Consider the following 23,978-nt stretch of genomic DNA (forward strand, 5'->3'; position numbering starts at 1 on the left):
TGACAGGCGCCCGCCCGGCAGCGCGGCGAGATCGATCGCGATCACGCCCGAGAGGTTGCGCAGCACCACCTGGCGCGCGATCGCGGCCACCGCCGTGCGGTTCGCGGCCGCGCGACGCTGCCGCGCCGCGATGCGCCCGGTGCCGCCGGAGAGATCCACGTCGATCGCCGTCAGCGCCGGCGTGAGGGCGATGCTCAGCCTGAGCCCGGGCGCGATCTCGACCACGGGCTCGGCGAGGGTGGCGAGCTCCGCCTCGATCGCCGCGTCGAGCAGCGGTGCCGGCCCGCGGTGCACCGCGATCCGCCCCGCAAGCGCCGGCAGGGCCGCGCGCAGCGCCAGCGCATGGTCGGCATCGTCGGTGACGATCTCCGCCGGCACGCACCCGCGCAGCCACTGCACCGCGAGGGGCGGTGCGGGATGCAGCAGCGCCGGTGCCGCGCAGGAGGCCGCCTCGGCCCGCAGCGCCGCCTCCAGACGCGTCGTGACGCGCGGACCCTTCCCGCCCATCGCCGCACGGGTGACGCGCACCGCCACCGCCTGGCCGTCGCGCAGGAGCGCGCCGATCGGGCGCACGGGCGCGCCCTCCGCGCGGTCCGGATCCGCCTCCTCGGCCGGCAGGAAGGCCTGCACCCCGTCGCCCAGCGTCACGAAGGCGCCGGCAAGCCCCGGCACGACCGCGGCCACGCGGGCGCAGTGCACCTCGCCCACCCGATCGGGATGGCGCGGCCGCTCGATGGCGAACGCGACGATCTCGCCGCGCGCGAGGCCGACCAGCCGGCGCTCGCCGGGGGCGCAGGCGATCAGCAGCCGTTCGTGGCGACCCACGGCACCGGATATCCGAGCCCGGCCAGGAGTGCCGCGGTCTCGGCGAGCGGCAGCCCGACCACGGCGCTGTACGAGCCGGCGAGGAACCGCACGAACAGCGCGGCCCGGCCCTGGATCGCGTAGCCGCCCGCCTTGCCGTGCCACTCGCCCGTGGCGAGGTAGCCCGCGATCTCGGCCTCGCTCAGCCGCCTGAACGCCACCACGGTGGTGACCAGCCGCTCCGCGCGCCGTCCGTCCGGCGCGACCGCGCAGATGCCCGCATGGACACGATGCCGCCTTCCCGACAGCAATGCCAGACACGCCCGCGCCTCCGCCTCGGTCTCGGCCTTGGGCAGCACGCGCCGTCCGGCCGCCACCACCGAGTCCGCCGCCAGCACCAGCGCGCCGGGATGCGCGGCCGCCACCGCCTCGGCCTTGGCGCGCGCAAGCCGCCGGGCGAGCGCGGCCGGCAGTTCCCGTGGCCGTGGCGTCTCGTCGATCCCGGACGGGGCGATCACGTCGGGCACCAGGCCGATCTGGGCCAGGAGATCGCGCCGACGCGGCGATGAGGAGGCGAGCACGAACGGGCCGCGCAGCCGCGCGGCGGGGGCCGACGCGGCCGTCACTTGAAGCGGAAGGTGATCCTGCCCTTCGTCAGATCGTAGGGCGTCATCTCGACCTTCACCCGGTCGCCCGCCAGCACGCGGATCCGGTTCTTGCGCATCTTGCCCGAGGTATGGGCGAGGATGACGTGGTCGTTGTCGAGCTTCACGCGGAACATGGCGTTGGGCAGCAGCTCCGTCACCGTGCCGTCGAACTCGATCATGTCCTCTTTCGGCATCAGACCTCTTTCCAAGGGAAAACCGATTGGCCCGGGAACATGATCCTCGGCAAAACAAGGGTCAAGGATGGGCGGAGATGGGCGGAGGGCCAGGGCCCTCTCCTGCCCTCATCCCGCTACAGGCGCATCGACACCGACAACGCATGGGCCGCAAGACCCTCGGCCTCGGCCATCCGTATCGCGGCCGGGCCGATCGCGGCCAGTGCCGCCGCGTCCGACGCCAGCCACGTGGTGCGCTTGAGGAAGTCGAACACCGAGAGGCCCGAGGCGAAACGCGCCGTGCGGCTGGTCGGCAGCACGTGGTTCGGGCCGGCGACGTAGTCGCCCAGCGCCTCGGGCGCATGGTGGCCGAGGAAAGCCGCCCCCGCGTGGCGGATGCGCGCGAACAGCGGCGCAGGCTCCGCCACCGCGAGCTCGAGATGCTCAGGGGCGAGCCGGTTCGCGAGGTCCGCCGCCTCGTCGAGGTCGCGCACCAGGATCACGGCCCCGTGCGCGCGCCACGACGCACCGGCCACCTCGGCGCGCGGCAGGGTCGCGAGCAGCCGGTCGACCGCGGCGACGACCGCCCCCGCCAGCCCCGCCTCGGGCGTGATCAGCACCGCCTGCGCCGCCTCGTCGTGTTCGGCCTGGGCGAGCAGGTCGATCGCCACCCAGTCGGGCCGCGCCGTCGCATCCGCGATCACCAGCACCTCGGAGGGGCCGGCGATCGAATCGATGCCGACACGGCCAAACACCTGCCGCTTCGCCTCCGCGACATAGGCGTTGCCGGGGCCGACGATGCGGTCCACGGGCGCGATCGTCGCCGTGCCGTAGGCGAGTGCCGCCACCGCCTGCGCGCCGCCGATGCGGTAGATCTCCGTCACACCGGCGCGCCTCGCCGCCGCCAGCACGGCCGGGTTCAGCACGCCCCCCGGCGCGGGCACGCACATCGCGATGCGCCGCACGCCGGCAACGCGCGCCGGGATCGCGTTCATCAGCACCGAGGAGGGATAGGCCGCCTTGCCGCCCGGCACATAGATGCCGACCGCATCGAGCGGTCCCCAGCGCAGGCCGAGATGCGCGCCCGCGGCGTCGCGCGTGGCGAGGTCGGCCGGCATCTGCGCGCGATGGAACGCCTCGATGCGGCGCGCGGCGAGATCGAGTGCGGCGTGCAGCTCCGCCGGCACCGCCGCGCAGGCGGCCGCGATCTCGTCGGCGCTGACGGCGAAGCGATCGGGCGTCAGCTCCAGCCGGTCGAAGCGCGCGGTCAGGCGCGCGACTGCCGCGTCCCCCTCCGCCCGCACCTCGGCCAGGATCGCCGCCACCGCCTGCGCGACGCCGGGAACGGCCTGGTCGCGGCCGGCGAGCAGCGCCGCGAAGGCCGTCTCGAACCCGGGTTCGGCGGTGGAGAGTCGGCGCGGACCGCTCATCCCGCCGCCACCGCGGCACGGAACCGCGCGATCCAGGCGCCGATCTGCTCGGGCCGCGTCTTCAGCGCGGTGCGGTTGACGATCAGCCGCGAGGAGACGTCGGCCACGTGCTCGATCTCGACCAGCCCGTTCGCGCGCAAGGTGGAGCCGGTCTGCACGAGGTCGAGGATCAGTCGCGAGAGGCCGAGCGAAGGGGCCAGCTCCATCGCGCCCGAGAGCTCGATCACCTCCGCCTGCACGCCGCGCGCGGCGAAGTGGCGGCGGGCGATGTTGGGGTATTTGCTCGCCACCCGCACCTGGCTCCAACGGGACGGGTCCTCGGCGATGCCGTTGCCGCGTGGCGCCGCGATCGAGAGCCGGCAGAGCCCGATGCGGAGATCGAGCGGCGCGTAGAGCTCCGGATAGTCGAACTCCATCAGCACGTCGGAGCCCACCACGCCGAGTGCCGCGGCGCCGAAGGCGACGAAGGTGGCGACATCGAAGGGGCGCACCCGCACGACGTCCAGCCGCCGGTCGTTGGTGGGGAAGCGCAACCGCCGGCTGTCCTCGTCAATGTAGTCGGGGGCCGGATCGATGCCGGCGCGCGCGAGCAGAGGGGCGAGTTCCCTGAGGATGCGGCCCTTCGGCAGGGCGAGCACGAGCGGTGCGTCGGGCAGGCGGCCGCCGGGCACGGCCGGAGCGGAGAGCAGGACGGTCACGACGGCGGTGGTAGCATCGCCGCCGGCGGCTGCGCCACCCCACCCACGGCATGGCGCTATCGCGCCAAGCGGAGCCCCTCGACGATGGTCGCGGCCAGCACCTTGCCGAGACAGGCGTGCAGGCGGTCCGCCTCCTTCGCCCAGTCCGCGCGCGGGGCGCGCTCGAGATCGATCCGCCCCTCCTCGGCCCAGTGGCGCATCAGCTCGTAGCGGCGGAACAGCGCGACGTTCTCGGCGGTCGCGGCCAGGGTCTGCATCGCTTCGCGGTAGGGGCCGAAGTTCACCGTTGCACGGCCGGCGCGGCTGAACTGCATGTCCATCAGCACGAGATCGGCCTTCGCCTCGGCCGCCTCGCCGGCGCCGGCGGCGATCGTGGCGAGGAACACGTCCGGATCGAGCCCGCGCACGGCGTCCACCGTGCCGGTCTGCCAGATCACCAGGCGGGGCCGGTCCTGCCGCAGCGCCTCGCGCAGGAGCTGGAGCATGTCGGCAGCCGAGAGCCCCCGCCCCCCGCGCGTCGTCACACGCAGCTCGACACCCTCGAGCAGCGGCGCGAGCGCGGCCTGCATCTGAGCGGGATAGAGCCTGGCTGGCGCCGACGTGCCGCCGATCGTGGTCGAGCCGGAGCCGAGGACGAGGATCTCGAGCCGCCCCGAGGCTGCGATCGCGGCGGCCGCGTTGCGCAGCGGTCCGGCGGCGGCCCTGAACTCGGCCGGCGCGGCGCAACGGTCGGCGGCGGCCGCCGCCGCCGGGGCGGCGGCGAGGACCAGCGCCAGCCACGCCGCCCTCCGCCTCATGACGGCTGGTTATCAGCCGGCGGCGGCGGCGCCAAGGGGGCGACGCGCCGGGCGCCGCTCCCCTTCGCGTCGTACCAGGCCTGGGCCGCCGCCAGTGCCACCATGACCGCAAGCCCGCCCGCGGCGATCGCGATCTGCGTCGGCAGCGAGCCGTCGAGCTCCTGCATGATGATGCGTCCAAGGAACGACAGGAACACGCCGAGCGCGAAGACCGCAAGCCCGTGCTGGCCGGTCAGCGTGAAGGGCAGGGCGGGGACCGAGGTCAGCCAGGCCGCGCCCGGCCTGACCAGACGGCTTGCGAGATAGGCGAGCGAGAGGAAGTGCAGGAGTCGTGCCGGATGCAGCGACGACTTGTCGATCCGGGTGAGGATCGCCTGCGCGACCGGCTCGGGCAGCAGTCCGTAGGCCGAGGGGATGCGCCAGACCGCGCTGATCGCGAGCCCGGCGAGCGCGCCCGCGTACGCAAGCGCGAGCAGGATACGCCGGTGGCGCAGCAGCCGTGCCCGTTCCGCCTCCGGCAGCGCGCCGATCGCGGCCCCGATCATGAACAGGAACTGCCAGGCAAGGGGATTGAAGAACCAGTCGCCGGTCGTGGTCTTGAGCGTCAGCCCGGTCAGCCGCACGACGAGATAGAGCGTGCCCGACACCGCCACCAGACGGCCCGGCCGGCGCAGGAGCGGCAGGAAGAGGATGAACAGCCCGAGCACGACGATGTAGAGCGGCAGGATGTCCATGAAGGCGGGCTGGAAGCGCAGCGTCAGCGCGTCGAGAACCGCCTCGTGCGGCTGTTCCAGGAAGGCGCCGACGTTCTGCTCCTCGATATAGGCCGGGTTGGCGAAGCGCGTGGCGCTCCACGAGACCTGCGCGACGAAGGCGAGGAACATGAAGATGTGGACGACGTAGAGGTTCCAGATCCTGAGCACCACCGCCACCGCGGCATAGGCGAGGCCGTGGCGGTCGAGCGCGCGGCCGTAGGCGATCGCGGCCGCGTAGCCGGCGAGGAAGATGAAGGTCTCGGTCGCGTCCGAGGGGCCGAGCACCTGGATGGTGATCACCCAGAGCGCATGGTCGGCGATGTGGCCGATGAAGATGCAGAACAACGCATAGCCGCGGAAGAAGTCGACGCGGATGTCGCGGTTCTGGCGGATCAGGTGGCGCATCAGGAACCCATCCTGCCTCGGCGGGCAGCGGTCGGGAACGGTTCCGCAACGCTGCGGCCGCCGCGCGGCATGCCTTCCGGACGTCCGGCGGGCGCGGCGGGTCAGCCCGGGATGCGCTCGATCACCGCGCCGCAGGCGGCGAGCTTCGCCTCCACCCGCTCGTAGCCGCGGTCGAGGTGATAGACCCGGTTCACCACCGTCTCGCCCCTGGCGGCGAGCCCGGCGAGCACCAGGCTGACGGAGGCGCGCAGGTCGGTCGCCATCACCGGTGCGCCTGACATGGCCGGCACGCCGCGGATGATCGCCGAGGCGCCGTGCACGTTGATGCGCGCCCCCATGCGGTTCAGCTCCGGCACGTGCATGAAGCGGTTCTCGAAGATCGTCTCGGTGACCATCGCCGCCCCCTCGGCGACGCACATGAGCGCCATGAACTGCGCCTGCATGTCGGTCGGGAAGCCGGGATAGGGCTCGGTCATCACGTCGACGCCGTGCAGCCCGTTGAGCCGCCTCACCGACAGCCCGCCCGGCACCTCCGCGATCTCCACCCCCGCCTCGCGCAGGATGCGCACCACCGCGCCGAGGTGGTCGAGCCGGGCGTTCGCCAGCACCACCTCGCCGCCGGTGATCGCGGCCGCGCAGGCATAGGTGCCGGTCTCGATCCGGTCGGGGATGATGACGTGGGTGGCGCCGTGCAGGCGGGGCACGCCGGTGACGGTCAGCCGGTCCGTGCCGATGCCCTCGATCCGCGCGCCCATCGCGACCAGGCAGCGGGCGAGATCTTCGATCTCCGGTTCGCGCGCGGCGTTGGCGAGCACGGTGGTGCCGTCGGCCAGCGCGGCGGCCATCAGCAGGTTCTCGGTGGCCCCGACCGAGACGAAGGGGAAGACGATCCGCGCCCCCTTGAGCCCCTTCGGCGCCCGCGCGCTGACGTAGCCGCCCTCGAGCGTGATCTCCGCCCCCATCTGCTCGAGGCCCTTGAGATGCAGGTCGATCGGGCGGGTGCCGATGGCGCAGCCGCCCGGCAGGCTGACCCGCGCCTCGCCGCAGCGCGCCACCAGCGGGCCCAGTACGAGCACGGAGGCGCGCATCTTGCGCACGATGTCGTAGGGCGCCTCGGTGCTGGTGATCGCCCCGCCGATCGACAGCGTGCGGCCGTCGTTGTCGCACCGTTCCACCGCCACGCCGTGCTGGGCGAGCAGCAGCGACATCGTGTCGATGTCGGCAAGCCGCGGCACGTTGGCGAGCGTGAGGCGCTCCCCGGTCAGGAGGCCCGCAGCCATCAGCGGCAGGGCGGCGTTCTTCGCCCCCCCGATCGGGATGATGCCGGAGAGCGGCCGGCCGCCGCGGATCCTGATCCTGTCCATCGCGGAGCTCCTCGATCCTAGAGCCGGGGCAAGGCCACGCCGCGCTGGCGCATGTACTTGCCGGCGCGGTCGGCATAGCTCGTCTCGCACGCCGACTCGCCCTTGAGGAACAGGAACTGGCAGATCCCCTCCCCGGCGTAGATCTTGGCCGGCAGGGGCGTGGTGTTGCTGATCTCGATCGTCACCTGACCTTCCCATTCGGGCTCGAGCGGGGTGACGTTCACGATGATGCCGCAGCGCGCATAGGTGGACTTGCCGAGGCAGATCACCAGCACCTCGCGCGGGATGCGGAAATACTCGACGGTGTGGGCGAGCGCGAAGCTGTTGGGTGGGATGACGCAGACCTCCGCCTGGCGATCGACGAAGGAGGCGGGATTGAAGTCCTTCGGATCGACGATCGCGGATTCGACATTGGTGAAGATCTTGAACTCGTGGCCGACGCGCGCGTCGTAGCCGTAGGAGGACAGGCCGAAGGAGATCATCCCCTCGCGGGTCTGCTTCTCGACGAAGGGGTCGATCATGCCGTGTTCGACGGCCATGCGACGGATCCAGGTGTCGGGCATGACGGGCATGGCAGGGTCCGGGGGCGGGGTGACGTGGGGCGCCACCGGCCACGCCCGGCGCCGCGAGTCAAGGCCGTGCCGCTTCGCCCGGATCGAGCGCCGCCAGCGCTGCGCCGATCGCCTCGGCCACCGTGCGCGTGCCTGCCGTCCCGCCGTGCTCCGGCGTCACGAGCCGGCCGCCCGCGAAGGCGGCATCGACCGCGCGCCGGAGCAGGGACCCGGCCCGGACCGCCCGGGGCTCGCTGTGCCGTTCGCCCAGCCACTCCAGCAGCATCGCCCCCGAGAGGATCATCGCGGTCGGATTGGCGACGCCCCTGCCGGCGATGTCGGGAGCCGAGCCGTGGCAGGGCTGGAACACTGCATGCGCATCGCCGACATCGGCCGAGGGGGCGTACCCCATCCCGCCCATCAGCGCCGCGCCCAGATCGGAGAGGATGTCGCCGAACATGTTCTCGGTCACGATCACGTCGAACGCCCAGGGCCGGCGCACGAGGTCGAGCGCCATCGCGTCGACGTAGTGGTGGGCGGCGCGCACGTCCGGATGCGCCGCCGCGCGTTCGTCGAACACGCGGCGGAAGAAGGCGAAGGACGTGAACACGTTCGCCTTGTCGACGCAGGTGACCAGGTTCTTGCCGCCGCGGTCGCGCCGGGCGCGGGCAAGCCTGAACGCGAAGTCGGCCAGCCGCGCCGTGGTCGCACGCGTGATCACCAGCGTATCCCGCGCCTCGGCGTCGTTGCGCACCTCGCCGCGGCCGCGCGACCAGAACAGGCCCTCGGTGGATTCGCGCAGGATGACGAGGTCGATGCCGGAGGCACGGGGGTCGGCGAGCGGGGTCTTCACCCCCGGGATCACCCGCACCGGACGGATGCCGGCATACAGACCGAGTTCAAAACGAAGATCGAGCTGCGGCGCGATCTCGGTGCCGTCCGGGTAGCGGATCGCGGGATCGCCCATGGCAGCGAGCAGGATCGCATCCGCGGTCCTGCATGCCTGCATGGTCGCCTTCGGCAGCGCCTCACCGGTCTCGCGCCAGCATGCGGCCCCCGCCTGATGCTCCTCGGTCGCCAGCGCCAGCCCGACGCGCTCGGCCGCGCGATGCAGCAGGGCGAGGGCGGGCGCCATCACCTCCGGCCCGATGCCGTCACCCGGCAGCACGGCGATGCGGAAACGGGGGATCATGCGGCGCATTCCCGGTCGGAGGGCAGCGGACCGACGCATACGTCATCCGACGGATTGCCGCCAGCCCGCGGACCGCGCATCCTCGCCCCCCGTCCCGGCGCGGCGATCCCCGCCGGCCGGCGCGGCGGCAGAGGAGGCGCGGATGTGGGAGGTGTTCGCCGTCAAGTACGCCGAGAACACCGGGCGGCGGCGGCGCAACCACTTCATCGTGCAGGACGACCTGCACGACACGCCGCACCCGATCTTCTACTACGTCTGGGCCGCGCGCCGGGGCAACCAGGCGGTGGTGTTCGATACCGGCTTCGCGCGCGACCTCGCCGCCTCGCGCGGCGCCACCTACGAGCGCACCCCGGCCGAGGCGCTGGCCGCGATCGGCATCGACGCCGCCTCGGTGCGCGACGTCGTCATCACGCATTTCCACTACGACCATGCCGGCGGGATCGGCGCCTTCCCGAACGCGCGCTTCCATGTGCAGGATGCGGAGATGGCCTATGCCACCGGCCGCTGCATGCTGCACGCACACCTGCGCAAGCCGTTCCTGTGCGAGGACGTCACGGCGCTGGTGCGCGCGCTCTACGACGGCCGGCTGGTGTTCTACGACGGCGATGCCGAGCCCTGGCCGGGCATCCGGCTGCTGCGCATCGGCGGCCACTCGGCGGGGCTGATGTCGGCGCGGATCGAGACCGAGGACGGCCCCGTCGTGCTTGCCTCGGATGCCGCGCATTTCTGGGAGACGCTGGCCGGCGAGCCCTTCCCGATCGTCTACGACATGCGCGCGGTGCTGGAGGGCTACCAGCGGCTGATCCGCGCGGCGGGCGGGGATGCGAACCGGGTGGTGCCGGGCCACGATCCGGCGGTGATCCGCCGCTATCCCTCGGCGGGCCCGGGCTTGGCGGGGGTGGCGGCGCGGATCTCCGGCGCCGCCACCTGAGCCGCACGCGCGCGCGCCTGCGCCTTGCGCCTGCGGAGGTTCTCGCGCAGCGCGGCGGCGCGGCGGGCGGCCCGCGCCTCGGCCTCGGCCCGGCCGTGCGCGGTCAGGATGGGCGGAGGCTTGTCCGGCATGGCGCGATCTCGTGCCATTCTCGCCGGGACGTCAAGCAGCCGCAGGAGTCAGCATGCGCATCCTGCTTGTCTACTGCCACCCGCGCGAGGACAGTTTCTGCGCCACGCTCCGCGATGCCGCGCGAGGGGCGCTGGCGGCGCGCGGCCACCTGGTCGATCTCGTCGATCTCTACGCGGAAGGGTTCGCCCCGGCGCTCTCGGCCGAGGAGCGGGGTCGCTACCACGACGAGGCGGCGAACATCGACGGCGTGACGCATCACGTCGCGAGCCTGCGCGCCGCGGAGGCGCTGGTGCTGGTCTATCCGACCTGGTGGTACGGCATGCCGGCGATGCTGAAGGGCTGGTTCGACCGGGTGTGGCTGCCGGGTGTCGCCTTCCGCCTGGGCCCGGGCGCGATCGAGCCGCTGCTGACCAATATCCGCAGGATCGCTGTCGTGACGACCTATGGCAGTCCGTCGTGGCTGCTCTGGGCGATCGGCCGGCCCGACCGGAAGCTGGTGGGGCGCGCGCTGCGCCGGCTCTGCGCGCGCGGCTGTCGGCTGGACTGGCTGTCGCTGACGCGCATGGACAGGCGCGAACCGCCCGAGCTCGCATCGTTCCGCGCGCGCGTGGTCGAGCATTTCAGCCGCTGGTGAGGACCATCAGCGCGTCGAGCTCGCGGTGGTCGGGCAGGGTCGTGTCGATCGGCCGGCCGGCGCGCAGCACGATCCGGTCCGACTGCCGCCGCGCGAGGAGCTCGTGCCAGAAGCGGGCCCGGAACAGGACGAGGTCCGCCGGCAGGCCGACGCGGATCGCGCCGCGGTCCGGCAGGCCCATGACCGAGGCCGGCGTCGCCGCTACCGCGTTCGGCCAGTCGGCGAGCGGGTGGTCGAGCTGGGCGATCCGCACCGCCGACTGGAACACCTCGACCATGTCGTGGTCGCCATAGGGGTAGAACGGATCGCGGCAGTTGTCGGAGGCGACGGAGACCGGCACGCCGGCGGCGGCGAGCTCCTGCAGCAGGGTTACGCCGCGCCAGCGCGGCGTGCGGCCGGGGGCGCGGTCCTGCAGGTACATGTTGCACATCGGCAAGGAGACCACGGCGATGCCGGCGTCGCGCACAAGCTGGATCGTCTCCGCGATCACCGCGTCAGGCTGGAGGCTGAGCGAGCAGACGTGCCCGACCTGGATCCGTCCCCTGAAGCCGCGGCGGAGCGCGGTGCGGGCGATGACCGGCAGGGTGGCGGCCGCCGTCTCGCCGCTCTCGTCCACGTGCAGGTCGAGATCCAGCCCGCGCGCCTCGGCCAGCGCGAAGGCATGGTCGAGCAGGTCCTGGAAGCCGGGAGGGATCGCGTCGTGGCCGCCGCCGCTGAAGCGGGTGACGAAGCCGAGCACGCCGCCGTGATCGGCGACGAGACCGGCGATCGCCGCTCCCTCGTCGCCGGCGAAGCGGTCGATCGGGCAGATCGACACCGCCTGGAGGTCGATCCTTCCGGCCCAGGCGTCGCGCAGCTCGGCGAACACGCGCCAGGTGGTACGGCCGTGCGGCAGATAGGTGTCGAGATGGGTGCGGATCGCCGCTGTGCCGTGCGCGTGGGCGCAGCGCAGCGCGAAGTCGAACCGCGCGCGCGTGTCCTCCACCGACCAGTGCGCCTCGCGGTCCGCCATCACGGCGCCGATCGCGCCCATGAAGGTGCCGTCGGGGTTCGGGCTGCGCGGCCAGATGTGCCCCTTGTCGAGATGTGTGTGTACATCGACGAAGCACGGCAGCGCCATCCCACCGTCGAGCGAGGGACCGTCCGGCGCCGTGCCCGCAGGCACGATCGCGGCGATCCGCCCCCCCACGACGCGGAGATCGACACGCTCCAGCCGTTCGGCCGGCGTGCCGGGGATGCGCGCGTCGCGCAGCCAGTATCCGCCTGCGGCGGGAATGTCGCACCACGTCATCAGGCCTCACCCCTCGCGCCGGAGCGCGCTCTCGTGCCAGCGGCGGAGAGCCAGATGCTGCACCAGCCCGAGGGCGAGGAAGATCGCGATCCCGCTCGCGCAGATCAGCAGCAGGGCGGCGAACATGCGCGGGATCTGCAACTGGTAGCCGGCTTCGAGGATGCGGTAGGCGAGGCCGGAGGCCCGCCCGCCCGTGCCGGCGACGAACTCGGCAACGATCGCGCCGATCAGCGCGAGCCCGCCCGAGATGCGCAGGCCCGCGAGGAAGAGCGGCAGGGCAGACGGCAGGCGCAGGAACACGAGCTCCTGGAACCGGCTCGCGCGGTAGAGGCGGAACAGATCGACCAGATTGTGATCGGCCGAGTTCAGCCCGAGCGTGGTGTTGGAGAGGATCGGGAAGAAGGCGACGATCCAGGCGCAGATCAGGAGTGCGAGGCGGATGTCGTCCACCCAGACGATGATCAGCGGCGCGATCGCGACGATCGGCGTCACCTGCAGCACCACCGCGTAGGGAAAGAGCGACAGCTCGATCCATTTCGACTGCGCGAACAGCACCGCCAGCGCGAGCCCGAGCAGGGCCGCGACCGCGAGTGCGGCGAAGGTGATCTGCAGCGTGATCCCGAGCGAGGCCGAGAGCGTTCCCCAGTCGGCGCGCAGCGTGGCCCAGATCACGGACGGCGGCGGCAGCACGTAGTGCGGCACCTCGTTGACGCGCACCGCGATCTCCCAGGCCGAGAGCGCCAGCACGCCGATCAGCAGCGGCATCAGGATGCGCGGCCAGGTCCCGGCCGGCAGGCCGAGCGCACGACGGGCCGCCGGAGCGGGTGGCTCCTCGGCGAGCCGGGTCAGGGTCGCCTCGCTCATGCCGCGATCGCCTCGCCGAGCGCGCCGCTGACCGTGCGACAGAAGGCCGCGTACTCGGCCGAGGTACGGAACGCCTCGCCGCGCGGATAGGGGGCATCGATCGCGATCTCGCGTACGATCCGCCCCGGCCGCGCCGCCATCACCGCGACCCGGCGCGCGAGGTAGACGCTCTCGAACACGCTGTGGGTGACGAACACCACCGTCACCCCGGTCTGCCGCCAGATCTCCAGAAGATCGTTGTTCAGCCGGAAGCGCGTGATCTCGTCGAGCGCGGCGAAGGGCTCGTCCATCAGCAGGATGTCGGGGCGCGTGACGAGGGCGCGCGCGATCGAGACGCGCATCTTCATCCCGCCCGAGAGCGCGCGCGGATAGGCGCGCTCGAAGCCGGCGAGCCCGACGCGGCGCAGCGCCTCGGCCGCGCGCGCGAGCCGCTCGGCGCGCGCGACGCCGGCGAGCCGGAGCGGCAGGGCGACGTTGCCGACCGCCGTGGTCCAGGGCATCAGCGTCGGCTCCTGGAACACGAAGCCGAGCCGCGGCTGCGCCACGCCGGCGGCGTCGTGTGCGGCCTGCGGCCAGTCGATCGTGCCGGCAGAGGGCGCGATCAGCCCGGCGATCATGCGCAGCACGGTCGACTTGCCGCAGCCCGAAGGGCCGAGCAACGCGACGAAGTCGCCCGCGCCGATCGCGAGATCGACGCCGCGGACCGCGAGCGTGCCCGCGCCGTAGCGCTTCTCGACCCCGCGCAGGACGACCAGCGGGCGGGATGAGACCGCGGGCGAGGGAGCGGAGGCGGGCGGGGCCGGCTGGCTCACAGTCCGACGCGGCGGTTCACGAAGTCCAGGCTGTAAGCGTTGCGGATCGCAAGGCCTGGCGGATAGACGCCGGCGGCGACCATGGTCGCGTAGAACCGCTCCCAGCGGTCGTGCGTCATCGCGCCGATGCCGAGCCGTTCGGCATCGCCCGAGAGCACGATGCCGTGGCGGTTCATCGCGTCGATCGCGTAGTCGATCTTGTCCTGCGTCATCTCGGGGTTGTCGCGCATGATCAGCCGGTTCGCCGCCTCGATGTCCTGGCGGCGCATGTACTGCGTCCAGCCCTCCATCGTGGCGTCGACGAAGCGCTGCACGAGGTCGCGCTTCTCGGCGACCATCCGGCGGCTGATGTTGATCGTGGTCTGGTAGTTCTCGTAGCCGGCATCCGCAATCAGGAAGACCTTCACCCGCGCGCCCGCCTGTTCGGCGGCATAGGGCTCGGAGGAGAGGAAGCCCTGCTGGATCGCGCCCCTGTCCTGAAGGAAGGGGGCGAGGTTGAAGGTGTAGGGGCGGATCTGGTCGTCGGTGAAGCCGAACTTCGCGCGCAGGAACGGCCAGTAGGTGACGCGCCCCTCCGGGCTGACCAGGATCGGCCTGCCCTTCATGTCCTCGAACCGCTCGATGCCGTTGCCCTGGTGCGTGATCAGCACCTGCGGGTCCTTCTGCATGACCGCGGCGATGGTCAGGAAGGGCAGGTTCTCGCGCACGTAGTTCAGGGCGATGAACCCGTTCGACATGATCATGTCGACGCGTCCGGCGAGCAGGAGCTGGCTCGGGTTCTCCATCGGCCCGCCCATGCGCAGGTCGCATTCGATGCCATAGCGGCGATAGATCCCTGCCGCGACCGCCTGGTAGTAGCCGCCGTGCTCGGCCTGGGCGCGCCAGTTGGTCTGGAAGCTCACCCGGTCGAGCGTCTGCGCCGAGACGCGCGCGCCCGCCACCGGCACGAGTGCCGCGCCGCCCAGAAGCCCGAGCGCCCGGCGCCGGTCGATCCGCCACTTCGTCCTCATCGGTCCCGCTCCCTGTCTGTCGCCCGGGGTGTCGCGCAAGGCGGAGCCGGGCGCAATCCTCCGCGCTGCGGCAGATGGTGTGCAATCGCCGTGCCGGAAGGCTCCGCGCGCGGCCGAGGCACTTCGGCCCCGGCACTGCCCGCGATCCGGGCAGGCCGCCGGGTCGGACGGCAGGGCCTGCCCCGTGAAGGCGGCGGAGGGGGGGGCGGTCGCCGCCGCGCTCTTGCCGTCATCCTCCCGCACAAGGCGCCCCATGCCTGAGACCTACCTCGTCACCGGCGGCGCCGGCTTCGTCGGCAGCCATCTCGTCCTCGCCCTGCTCGCGCGCGGCGACCGCGTCGTCGTGCTGGACGATCTCTCGACCGGCCATGCGGCGGCCGTGCCCGAGGGCGCGCTGCTGGTGCGCGGCCGGATCGGCGACCGCGAGGCGCTCGCCCGCGCCTTCGCGCACGGCCCGTTCCGCGCGGTGTTCCACTTCGCAGCCCTTTCGCTGGTCGGCGAGTCGATGCGCGAGCCCTACCGCTACATGGCCGAGAACGCGCGCGAGGGGCTCGCGCTGATCGAGGCCGCGGTCGCGCACGGGGTGAGGCGCTTCGTGCTCTCCTCCACCGCCGCGCTGTTCGCCGCGCCGGGGACGATCCCGATCCCGGAGGAGGAGCCGGTCGATCCCGGCTCGCCCTACGGCGAGAGCAAGGCCTGGCTCGAGCGCGCGCTTCTCTGGGCCGAGCGGATCCACGGGCTGCGCTCGGCCGCGTTGCGTTACTTCAACGCCGCCGGCGCGGATCCCGGCGGGCGGCTCGGCGAGGACCACAGGCCGGAGACGCACCTGATCCCCCGCGTGCTGGACGCGGCGGCCGGGCGGGGGCCGCCGCTCACCGTGTTCGGCGACGACTATCCGACGCCGGACGGCACCTGCATCCGCGACTACATCCATGTGGCGGATCTGGCGGAGGCGCATCTCCTCGCGGTCGAGGCGCTGGCGGACCGCAGCGTGCGCTACAACCTCGGCAACGGCACCGGATACTCGGTGCGCGAGGTGATCGCGGCGGCCGAGCGCGTCACCGGCCGTGCGGTGCCGCACGTCATCGGGCCGCGCCGCGCGGGCGATCCGCCGGTGCTGGTCGCCTCCAGCCGGCGCATCCGCGAGGAGCTCGGCTGGACGCCGCGCCATCCTGATCTCGAGACGATCATCGCCCATGCCTGGGCCTGGCGGCAGGCGCATCCCGACGGGTATGGCCGGGAAGAGGCGGCCCTCTGCGGCGGTCCGGATCGGCGCTAGCGCAGATCCCGATCAGGTGGACTCACCCGATCGGGTGAAGATGCGCGCCGGGGAACCCCTGGAGCCGGTTCCGACCGGTCGGAACCGGCTCTAGCCGGGGCCGAACAGCAGGTCCGGGACGAAGGTGACGGCGCCCGGGGCGAGCACCAGCAGGAGTGTCGCGGCCGAGACCGCGGCGAGCAGCGGCAGCGATTCCAGCGTGTACTCGCCCACGGGCACGCGCAGGATCGAGCAGACCGCATACATCGCCGCTCCTACGGGAGGCGTGAAGTTGCCGATCGTCGCGGCGATGATGAACACCAGCCCGAAATGCACCGGATCGCCGCCGAGGCTGCGGACGAGCGGCAGGAAGACCGGGGTGAGCATAATGATCAGCACCGTCGCGTCGACGAAGAAGCCGATCGCCAGCACGAACAGCACGATCAGCGCCATCACCACGGTGACGTCCTCGGAGACGGCGGTGAGCGCGCCGGAGACCAGGTCGGGAATCTGCTCCAGCACGATGCCGTAGGTGAAGATCGCCGAGAGGGCGATCAGGAACATCACCGAGCCGACATCGGTCAGGCTCTGCTCCATCGCCTGGACGAAGGAGTGGCCGCGGAGTTCGCGGTGGATCGCAACCCCGACGAGTACCGCGTACACGACCGCGAAGGCGCCGATCTCGGAGGGCGTGAACACGCCCATGCGCAGCCCGACGAGCAGGAAGACCGGGAACAGCAACGCCCAGATGCCGCCGCGGAACGCGCGGAACACCTCGCCGGCGCTCGGCGCGGTGTCGCGCTCGGGCGGATAGCCGCGCCGGCGCGCGGTCAGTGCGATCGAGGTCGCGAGTGCCATCCAGAGCAGGGCGGCGGGGACGAAGCCGGCCGCGAACAGCCGGCCGATCGAGACCTGGCCGATCGAGCCGTACAGGATCATGCCGATCCCGGGCGGGATCACCGGCGTCAGCAGCGCGCCGAACGACAGCACGCCGGCGGCGAAGCCGCGGCTCATGCCGCGGCGGACCATCTCGTGGCCCAGCATGCGCGACTGCATCGAGGCATCCGCGATCGCCGAGCCCGACACGCCCCCCATCAGCGCCGAGAGCACAACCGAGACCTGCGCGAGCCCGCCGCGCATCCGCCCCGCGATCACGGTCGCGAGTGTCAGCAGCCGGGCCGTGATGCCTGCCTTGTTGAGGAAATTGCCGGCGAGGATGAACAGCGGGATCGCCAGCAGCGCGAAGTTCTGCGTCTGCGAGACGGTCACCTGCACCGGGATGAACACCGGCAGGTCGAGGTTCTGGAGGAAGAACAGCGCGCCCGAAATCGCGATCGCGAAGGCGACGGGCATGCCCATCAGCATCAGCACCACGAAGGCGATCACGACGAGCAGCATCGTCTCAGGCGCGCGCGGGCTCGCGGCCGAGCGCACGCAGCTTGAGCAGCGTCGTGATCAGCAGCAACACCGCCCCCACCGGCAGACTCGCGGTCACCCAGGAGTAGCTGACGCCCGGAATGCCCTGGAACGAACGCGCGCGGCTCACCCAGGCGAGATGCGAGCCCACGATCGCGATGTAGAGCAGGAAGGCCGAGATCAGCAGATAGTTCAGCCGCATCACCGCGATCCGCCAGCGCGACGCGAGCCGCCCAATCACCAGATCGATCGAGATCAGCGCATTGTTGCGCCAGGCGATGTCGGCGCAGAGGAAGCAGGCCCAGGCGAACAGGCAGGTGGCGAGGTCGATCGTCCAGTTCAGCGGGTGGTGCAGCATGCGCGCCACACCACCGGTGAACACCAGCGCCACCATCAGCACCAGGAACGTTCCGGCGATGACGGCCTCCGCCCGGCAGAGCCGGCGGTAGAACTCAGCCATGCGGCCACCCTGCCGTCACCGCCGGCGCGTCAGCGGCGCATGTCGCGCCGTACCGCGGCGAGCGCGTCGGTGATGCCGAGCGCCTCGTAGGCGCGCGCGCCGGCGCGCTTGAACGCCTCGATGTCGACGTCGCTCACCACCGTCATGCCCTTGGCCTTGAGATCGGCACGAACCTTGTCCTCGAGCTCGACGATGCGGCGCGAGGTCTCCTGCCCGGCCTTGCGGCACTCCTCGACCAGCGCGGCCTGATAGTCGCCGGGCAGGCGCTGGAACCAGCGGGCGCTCACCACCTGGAAGTTGATCAGCAGGATGTGGCGCGTCTCGTTGGCGTAGCGCAGCACCTCGTTGAAGCGGCCGGCGGGGATGTTGTTCCAGACCAGCTCCACACCGTCGATCGCGCGCTGCTGCAGGCCTGGATACATCTCGCCGAACGCCATCGCCACCGGTGCGGCGCCGAGCGCGCGGATCGATTCCTGCCAGATCGGCGCGGGCGGGGTGCGGATGCGCAGGCCCGCGAGGTCCTCGGGCCGGCGGACCGGCTTGTTGGTGAAGAAGTGGCGCGCGCCCTGCACCCAGTCGAAGCAGACCACCTGCAGCCCGTGGCGGGTGGCGAGCTCGTCCACCCAGCCCTTCACGGTGGGCGAGTCCGCGACCTTCGCCACCTCCTCGATCGTCTCGGCGAAGTAGGGGCCGTTCATCACGGCGATGCCCTTCACGTAGTTGCCGAGCCGGGCGCTGTCGGTGTTCTGGCCGATGTTCGCGCCCTGGCGGATCTGCTCGATGATGTCCTCCTCGACACCGAGCTGGGCGGAGTGGAACACCTGGATGGTGAGCCCGCCATTGGTGCGCTCGCGCACGCGCTGCGCCCAGGTCTGGAAGCCCTGGTGGTAGGGTTCGCTCGGTCCGAGCACGTGGTTGAAGCGGAGCGTGAAACGCTCCTGCGCCACGGCACCCGGGGCACCCGGCGCTGCCGCCGCCACCAGGGCCGCGAGCGCGGCCGCGACACCGATCCTGGACCTCGTCATGTCTCCTCCTCTCCCCGGTGACCCGGCGGTTGTCGTTGCCCGGACACGCCGTCCGCGCAGGAATGCTGCGCCGGTTTGTGTCTTGTGTGTACACTAGCCACAGAGTGACGGAGCGGCAAGCCATGCAGGATCACGCGCCGGAACCGACCGACGGCGGCGCCGCGCCGGTTGGTGCGGCGCCGCGTTTGCATGCGCGGATCTTCACGGTCCTGGCGGCACGGATCGCCGCCGGCGCACTGCCGCCGGGCGCGGTGCTGCTGGAATCGCGCCTCGCCGCCCAGTTCGGCATCAGCCGGGCGCCGGCGCGCCAGGCGCTGGCGCGGCTGGCCGAGCGCGGACTGGTCGCGCGCACGGCCGGACGCGGCTGGGTCGTCACCGGCGATCCGGCCGCGCCGAGGGCGGTCGCGACGCTCGAACCGGTGCGGCTCGTGCCGTCATCGAGCTGGCAGCGCTTCTATCCGGAGGTCGAGCGCGCGATCGTCGCGCGCACGGCGTTCGCGAGCTGGCGCGTGATCGAGACCGAGCTCGCGCGCTACTACGCGGTCAGCAGGACGGTGGCGCGCGAGATGATCGCACGGCTGCACCAGCGCGGGGTGGTGCGGCGCGATGCGCGGTTCCGCTGGTATGCCCCGGCGCTGACGCCGGATCACGTGGGGGAGCTCTACGAGCTGCGCTGGCTTCTCGAGCCGGTGGCGCTCAGGAAGGCGATGCCCGCGGTGCCGGCGGGCTTCGTCGCAGCGCTGCGGCGGCGGCTCGAGGCGGCGATCGCGCGGGCCGAGACGCTGGATGGGCAGACGCTGGACGAGCTGGAGGCGGATCTGCACGTCCGGCTGCTCGGCCACTGCGGCAGCGCGGCGATGATGGAGTCGCTCCGGCTGTACCAGTCGCTGCTGGTCGCCCACTCCTTCCTCTACAACTGGGTGCCGCGGCTCTATCCGACCGAGCCGTTCCTGCCGGAGCATCTCGGCATCGTCGAACGGCTGGAGGCTGGCGCGGTGGAGGAGGCCGCCGTGGCGCTGGAGGCGCATCTGAAGGCGTCGCTCGGGCGTGCGCTGGCGCGGATCGATCAGGTGGCGAAGGCGCCGCCGCCGGAGCCCCTGCCGTATCTGGCGCGGATGCCGTAGGCGGGCCGCGCGGCGCGGCCGGCTGGAGCAAGATCCTCCCGGCCCCGTCCGCGCCCCTGCTAGTGCCTTTCCTTCGTCGCCCCGAAGCGCAGCGCCGGCCACTCCTCGATCGCGCGGTTCAGCTGCCAGCGGCTCGGTGCGAGGAACACGGGGTCGCCGTCCCGGTCCTCGGCGATCGCGCTCAGATGCCGTTCGACGAAGCGCGCGACCTCGCTCCGCTCGCCGCCGAGCCAGCGCGCAGCCTCCGCCGGCGCCGCCTCCAGCGCGATCTTCACGCCGTATTCGGCCAGCATCCGGCTCTCCAGCACGTCGAGCTGGAGCTGGCCGACCACCCCGACGATCCACTCCGCACCGACAAGGGGGCGCAGCACCTGCACCACTCCCTCCTCGGCGAGATCCTCGAGGCCCTTGCGCATCTGCTTTGCCTTCATCGGATCGGCAAGCCGCACGCGGCGCAGCATCTCGGGGGCGAAGTCGGGCAGGCCCGTGAAGCGGATCGGCTCGCCCTCGGTCAGGGTCTCGCCCACCCTGAGCGTGCCGTGGTTGGGGATGCCGATGATGTCGCCGGGATGTGCCTCCTCGGCGAGCTCGCGGTCCTGGGCGAAGAAGAAGATCGGGTTCTGCACCGCGAGCGCGCGCCCGGTCCGCGTCAGGGTGAGCCGCATGCCGCGCCGGAAGCGCCCGGAACAGAGCCGAACGAATGCAATGCGATCACGGTGCTGCGGGTCCATGTTCGCTTGAACTTTGAACACGAAGCCGGTCGTCGCCGGCTCGCCCGGATCGACCGGGCGCGGCTCGGCCGGCTGCGCGCGCGGCCCCGGCGCGTGGCTGGCGAGGAACGCGAGCAGCGCCTCGACGCCGAAGCCGCGCAGGGCGGAGCCGAAGAACACCGGCGTCAGGTGGCCCTCGCGGTAGGCCTCGACATCGGGCGCGGGGCAGGCGGAGAGGGCGAGTTCGGCCTGCTCGGCGAGGGTCGCGCAGGCGTGCTCGGGCAGATGCGCGGCGAGCGCGGGATCGTCCGGTCCGGCGACCGCGACGGCACGGGCATAGCCGGCGGTGCCGTCCTCGCCCGGCAGCAGCAGCCGGTCCGCGCGGAGGTCATAGAGGCCGCGGAACCCGGTGCCCATGCCCACCGGCCAGGTCATCGGCGCGGTGTCGAGCGCGAGCGCGGAGGCGATCTCGTCCATCAGCGCGAAGGGGTCCTGCCCCTCGCGGTCCACCTTGTTGATGAAGGTCGCGATCGGGATGTCGCGCAGCCGGCAGACCTCGAACAGCTTGCGCGTCTGGCTCTCGATGCCCTTGGCGGCATCGATCACCATCACCGCCGAATCGACCGCGGTCAGCGTGCGGTAGGTGTCCTCGCTGAAGTCCTGGTGGCCTGGTGTATCGAGCAGATTGAAGGTGATGCCATCCTTCTCGAAGGTCATCACCGAGGAGGTGACGGAGATGCCGCGCGATCGCTCGATCTCCATCCAGTCGGAGCGGGCGCGCCGGCGGTCGCCGCGCGCCTTCACCTCGCCGGCGAGCCGGATCGCCCCGCCCGCGAGCAGGAGCCGTTCGGTGAGGGTGGTCTTGCCGGCATCGGGGTGGGCGATGATCGCGAAGGTGCGTCGGGGACTCGCGGCCTGGGTCGCAGGCCGAGCCGGGACAGGTCCATCATGCATGATGGCCGGCACCATGCCGGAGCCCGGCCGCGGATGCCAGCGCGGCCTTCGAACATCCCCCCTGCGGGCGGCGGGGCGGCTACGCCATCCCGAGCGCGCGCTTGTAGAGGTCGAGCAGGGTCTCCTGCTCTTCCACCTCCGCCTGGTCCTGCCGGCGCAGGCGGATGATCTGGCGCATCACCTTGACGTCGAACCCGGCCGACTTCGCCTCGGCATAGATGTCCTTGATGTCGCCGGCGAGCGCACGGCGCTCCTCCTCCAGCCGCTCGATCCGCTCGACCAGGTTGCGCAGCCGATCGGCGGCGATGCCGTAGGTCTGATCGTCGGTCTTCGGCTTCTCGGCGGCCTTGGCCATGCGGTGCTCCTCTCGCCGGGGCCGCGTCGGATAGCGGGGCGGGCGGGGCGGATCAAGGCCCGGAGGCACCGGCGGCGATCTCGCGGAACAGCCGTGCGGGCAGGGCGCCGCCGGTGACGCCGCGCATCGGGCTTGCATCGTCGTTGCCGAGCCACACGCCGATCACCAGCCCGTCGACCGCGCCGACGAACCAGGCATCGCGGAACTCCTGCGTGGTGCCGGTCTTGCCTGCGACCGTGCGGCCCGGGAGGGCCGCGGCCCGGCCGGTACCGCGCACCACCGCCTCGCGCAGCATCGCCGCCATCGCCGCCGCCCGCGCCTCGGGCAGCGCGCGCACGCTGCTCGTCTCGCGCTGCCAGACCGTCCGCCCGCCAGCCTCGGCGCGCACGACGCCGTGCGGCACCACCGCGCGTCCGCCGTTGACGAAGGGCGCATAGGCGGCCGCAAGCTCGAGCAGGCCCACATCGCCCGTGCCGAGAGCGATGGTCGCATCGCGCGGCTGGTCGGAGACGATGCCGACCCGACGCGCCGCCGAGAGGACGCGGCCGACCCCCACCTCGGCGACGATCTGCGCCGCCACTGTGTTGATCGACTGCGCGAGCGCCTCGGTGAGCGTGACGGGGCCGCGGAACCGCCCGTCGATGTTCTCCGGTCGCCAGGCGCCGATCGCGACCGGCCTGTCCTCGAACACCGTCTCCGGCGTCATACCGGCTTCCAGCGCTGCCAGCCAGACGAAGGGCTTGAAGGCGCTGCCCGGCTGGCGCCGCGCGGCGACCGCGCGGTTGAAGCCGCCCGCGCGCGCCTCGCGTCCGCCCACCATGGCGCGCACCGCGCCGGTCTCGGCCTCGAGCGCCACCACCGCGCCCTGGTTGACGTTCAGCCGCGCCCCCTCGGCCGCGAGCAGCGCGGCGAGCCGCGCCTCGGCATGCGCCTGCAGGCGCGGATCGAGCGTGGTGCGCAGGAGCAGGTCCGCGCCCTGGTCGGTCGGCAGGCCGCCAAGCCGGTCCTGCGCCCATTCGGCGAACCAGCCGGCGCCGCGCGGCGGGGCCGGGGCGAAACCGCGCGCCGCCTCGGCCTCTGCCCGGCGTGCGGCGTCGGGGGAGAGCAGCCCGGCCTCGACCATGGCCGCCAGCACCACCTTGCCGCGCGCGACCGCCGCCTCGGGATCGGCGCGCGGGTTCGTGCGCGATGGCGCGCGCGGCAGCCCGGCCAGCACCGCAGCCTGCCAGATCGTGAGCCGGCGCGCCGGCACGCCGAAATAGAGCCGCGCGGCCGCATCCACGCCCCAGGCGCCGGCGCCGAGATAGACCCGGTTCAGCCAGACGCCCAGAATCTCGTCCTTGTCGTAGGCGCGCTCGAGCCAGAGGGTCAGCAGCAGCTCCTGTCCCTTGCGCCGGAACGAGCGATCCGGCGTCAGGAACAGGTTCTTCGCCACCTGCTGCGTGATGGTCGACCCGCCCTGGACGATCCGGCCGGCGCGCAGGTTGGCGATCGCCGCCCGCGCGAGGCCGATCGGATCGATGCCGTGATGGCTGCGGAAACGCCGGTCCTCGATCGCGATGACGGCATCGGCGACATGGCCGGGCAGATCGGCCACCCGCACCGTCTCGCCGTAGAGGTCGCCCGACCGGCCGAGGACCCCGCCCTCGGCGTCAAGCAGCGTCACACCGGGCCGGCGCGTCCGCTCGAGCGCCTGCGCCGGGTGCGGGAGGTCCCAGGCGAGCCAGGCGATGACGACGCCGGCGACGATCGACATCCACAGCGCGCAGAGCACGCCGAGGCGCAGGAGGCGGAAACGCCGGCGCGGCGCACGCCGGGCGGCCGGCCTGCGCTTCGGGGCGACTCGGGCGGTGCGCGCCATGGGTGTTGCTTATCATGCGACTGCCGCCGGCGAGCGCGTGCTGCCGCGCGGCCATCGCGGAGGTGCTGTCCAGGCCGGGCAGAAGACGCGCGGAAGCCGCTTGGCGCGTCGATCTGGTGATGGACGCCGATCGGGTGGTGCTGTGGCTGTTCCGCTGGGGGCAGTGGGAGACCTGGCAGTTGACAGGCTGTCCGCCGAGGGGCGGCCCTGATGGTGCGGGCGGAGTGCCTCCGTCACCGCCCTACGTAGTCGCCCGTGAAGAACGCGGAACCTCGCACGATTCCTCGCGTCTCCAGCTTGAAGAGGTATTCGCGTTTGCAAGGTC

The 23,978-nt window shown here is 72.3% G+C and carries 24 protein-coding genes; 4 read left to right on the forward strand and 20 right to left on the reverse strand.

Annotated elements, in window-relative coordinates:
- From FK498_RS08710 to FK498_RS08755, 10 genes are all read right to left on the reverse strand, one after another.
- Nucleotides 1-825 (reverse strand): ribonuclease E/G (locus FK498_RS08710; RefSeq protein ID WP_202614790.1); only part of this gene is annotated, 825 nt, incomplete at its 3' end.
- Complete coding sequence (locus FK498_RS08715) at nucleotides 801-1,430, reverse strand: nucleoside triphosphate pyrophosphatase (RefSeq protein WP_141853619.1); 630 nt, start codon at nucleotides 1,428-1,430, stop codon at nucleotides 801-803. The genes FK498_RS08715 and FK498_RS08710, both read right to left, overlap by 25 nt.
- On the reverse strand, nucleotides 1,427-1,645 hold the full coding sequence (gene infA, locus FK498_RS08720; protein WP_114374839.1) for a translation initiation factor IF-1: 219 nt from the start codon (nucleotides 1,643-1,645) through the stop codon (nucleotides 1,427-1,429). The genes FK498_RS08715 and infA overlap by 4 nt, the downstream gene beginning before the upstream one ends.
- A gap of 116 nt (nucleotides 1,646-1,761) precedes the next feature.
- Nucleotides 1,762-3,054 carry a histidinol dehydrogenase gene (gene hisD / locus FK498_RS08725; RefSeq protein WP_141853621.1) on the reverse strand — a complete coding sequence of 431 codons (1,293 nt, stop codon included), beginning with the start codon at nucleotides 3,052-3,054 and terminating at the stop codon, nucleotides 1,762-1,764.
- Complete coding sequence (hisG, locus tag FK498_RS08730; RefSeq protein WP_237560890.1) at nucleotides 3,051-3,752, reverse strand: ATP phosphoribosyltransferase; 702 nt, start codon at nucleotides 3,750-3,752, stop codon at nucleotides 3,051-3,053. The genes hisD and hisG overlap by 4 nt, the downstream gene beginning before the upstream one ends.
- Nucleotides 3,753-3,808: 56 nt before the next feature.
- Nucleotides 3,809-4,549 carry an SGNH/GDSL hydrolase family protein gene (locus FK498_RS08735; RefSeq protein WP_141853623.1) on the reverse strand — a complete coding sequence of 247 codons (741 nt, stop codon included), beginning with the start codon at nucleotides 4,547-4,549 and terminating at the stop codon, nucleotides 3,809-3,811.
- Nucleotides 4,546-5,709, reverse strand: coding sequence for an OpgC family protein (locus FK498_RS08740; protein WP_141853625.1), 1,164 nt, complete (start codon nucleotides 5,707-5,709; stop codon nucleotides 4,546-4,548). The genes FK498_RS08735 and FK498_RS08740 overlap by 4 nt, the downstream gene beginning before the upstream one ends.
- Before the next feature lie 101 nt (nucleotides 5,710-5,810).
- Entirely contained in the window at nucleotides 5,811-7,073 is a 1,263-nt protein-coding gene (gene murA, locus FK498_RS08745; RefSeq protein ID WP_141853627.1) for a UDP-N-acetylglucosamine 1-carboxyvinyltransferase, read from the reverse strand.
- Nucleotides 7,074-7,090: 17 nt separating this feature from the next.
- Nucleotides 7,091-7,645, reverse strand: coding sequence for a dCTP deaminase (dcd, locus tag FK498_RS08750; RefSeq protein WP_141853629.1), 555 nt, complete (start codon nucleotides 7,643-7,645; stop codon nucleotides 7,091-7,093).
- Nucleotides 7,646-7,703: 58 nt separating this feature from the next.
- The gene (locus tag FK498_RS08755) at nucleotides 7,704-8,816 is read right to left on the reverse strand and encodes an isocitrate/isopropylmalate dehydrogenase family protein (protein WP_141853631.1); all 1,113 of its coding nucleotides are present in this window, start codon (nucleotides 8,814-8,816) and stop codon (nucleotides 7,704-7,706) included.
- Between the two features lie 142 nt (nucleotides 8,817-8,958).
- Here FK498_RS08755 and FK498_RS08760 point away from each other — a divergent pair, with 142 nt between their 5' ends.
- Nucleotides 8,959-9,747, forward strand: coding sequence for an N-acyl homoserine lactonase family protein (locus FK498_RS08760; RefSeq protein WP_141853633.1), 789 nt, complete (start codon nucleotides 8,959-8,961; stop codon nucleotides 9,745-9,747).
- A gap of 184 nt (nucleotides 9,748-9,931) precedes the next feature.
- Nucleotides 9,932-10,513: an NAD(P)H-dependent oxidoreductase gene (locus FK498_RS08770; RefSeq protein ID WP_141853637.1), complete on the forward strand. Its 582-nt coding sequence runs from the start codon at nucleotides 9,932-9,934 to the stop codon at nucleotides 10,511-10,513.
- Here the strand turns inward: FK498_RS08770 and FK498_RS08775 are convergent.
- From FK498_RS08775 to FK498_RS08790, 4 genes are read right to left on the reverse strand one after another with little or no spacing between them, the layout of a single operon-like run.
- Nucleotides 10,500-11,804 carry a cytosine deaminase gene (locus FK498_RS08775; RefSeq protein ID WP_141853639.1) on the reverse strand — a complete coding sequence of 435 codons (1,305 nt, stop codon included), beginning with the start codon at nucleotides 11,802-11,804 and terminating at the stop codon, nucleotides 10,500-10,502. The genes FK498_RS08770 and FK498_RS08775 overlap by 14 nt on opposite strands.
- Before the next feature lie 6 nt (nucleotides 11,805-11,810).
- Nucleotides 11,811-12,668, reverse strand: coding sequence for an ABC transporter permease (locus FK498_RS08780; RefSeq protein ID WP_141853641.1), 858 nt, complete (start codon nucleotides 12,666-12,668; stop codon nucleotides 11,811-11,813).
- Nucleotides 12,665-13,480, reverse strand: a complete 816-nt coding sequence (locus FK498_RS08785) for an ABC transporter ATP-binding protein (RefSeq protein ID WP_141853643.1) — start codon at nucleotides 13,478-13,480, stop codon at nucleotides 12,665-12,667. The genes FK498_RS08780 and FK498_RS08785 overlap by 4 nt, the downstream gene beginning before the upstream one ends.
- Entirely contained in the window at nucleotides 13,477-14,490 is a 1,014-nt protein-coding gene (locus FK498_RS08790) for an ABC transporter substrate-binding protein (protein ID WP_141853645.1), read from the reverse strand. The genes FK498_RS08785 and FK498_RS08790 overlap by 4 nt, the downstream gene beginning before the upstream one ends.
- Before the next feature lie 253 nt (nucleotides 14,491-14,743).
- On the opposite strand from FK498_RS08790, the gene galE reads away from it, so the two are divergent.
- Entirely contained in the window at nucleotides 14,744-15,769 is a 1,026-nt protein-coding gene (galE, locus tag FK498_RS08795) for a UDP-glucose 4-epimerase GalE (protein ID WP_141853647.1), read from the forward strand.
- 90 nt (nucleotides 15,770-15,859) lie between these two features.
- Here galE and FK498_RS08800 read toward each other — a convergent pair whose 3' ends face one another.
- The 3 genes from FK498_RS08800 to FK498_RS08810 are packed head-to-tail and all read right to left on the reverse strand — an operon-like array spanning nucleotide 15,860 to nucleotide 18,649.
- Nucleotides 15,860-17,146, reverse strand: coding sequence for a TRAP transporter large permease (locus FK498_RS08800; protein WP_141853649.1), 1,287 nt, complete (start codon nucleotides 17,144-17,146; stop codon nucleotides 15,860-15,862).
- Between the two features lie 4 nt (nucleotides 17,147-17,150).
- Nucleotides 17,151-17,624: a TRAP transporter small permease gene (locus tag FK498_RS08805; RefSeq protein ID WP_141853650.1), complete on the reverse strand. Its 474-nt coding sequence runs from the start codon at nucleotides 17,622-17,624 to the stop codon at nucleotides 17,151-17,153.
- A gap of 29 nt (nucleotides 17,625-17,653) precedes the next feature.
- A complete protein-coding gene (locus FK498_RS08810) occupies nucleotides 17,654-18,649 on the reverse strand; it encodes a C4-dicarboxylate TRAP transporter substrate-binding protein (RefSeq protein ID WP_141853652.1) in 996 nt (331 codons plus the stop codon).
- Nucleotides 18,650-18,771: 122 nt separating this feature from the next.
- On the opposite strand from FK498_RS08810, the gene FK498_RS08815 reads away from it, so the two are divergent.
- A complete protein-coding gene (locus FK498_RS08815; protein ID WP_141853654.1) occupies nucleotides 18,772-19,773 on the forward strand; it encodes a GntR family transcriptional regulator in 1,002 nt (333 codons plus the stop codon).
- Nucleotides 19,774-19,832: 59 nt separating this feature from the next.
- On the opposite strand, the gene FK498_RS08820 is transcribed toward FK498_RS08815, so the two are convergent.
- From FK498_RS08820 to FK498_RS08830, 3 genes are all read right to left on the reverse strand, one after another.
- Nucleotides 19,833-21,437 (reverse strand): peptide chain release factor 3, encoded by a 1,605-nt coding sequence (locus FK498_RS08820; protein ID WP_141853656.1) that lies wholly within the window; start codon nucleotides 21,435-21,437, stop codon nucleotides 19,833-19,835.
- 79 nt (nucleotides 21,438-21,516) lie between these two features.
- Nucleotides 21,517-21,792, reverse strand: a complete 276-nt coding sequence (locus FK498_RS08825; protein WP_141853658.1) for a DUF2312 domain-containing protein — start codon at nucleotides 21,790-21,792, stop codon at nucleotides 21,517-21,519.
- A gap of 52 nt (nucleotides 21,793-21,844) precedes the next feature.
- Complete coding sequence (locus FK498_RS08830; protein ID WP_141853661.1) at nucleotides 21,845-23,653, reverse strand: transglycosylase domain-containing protein; 1,809 nt, start codon at nucleotides 23,651-23,653, stop codon at nucleotides 21,845-21,847.
- Between the last annotated feature and the right edge of the window lie 325 nt (nucleotides 23,654-23,978).

The sequence above is a fragment of the Elioraea sp. Yellowstone genome (assembly GCF_006704265.1).
Lineage (GTDB): Bacteria > Pseudomonadota > Alphaproteobacteria > Acetobacterales > Acetobacteraceae > Elioraea.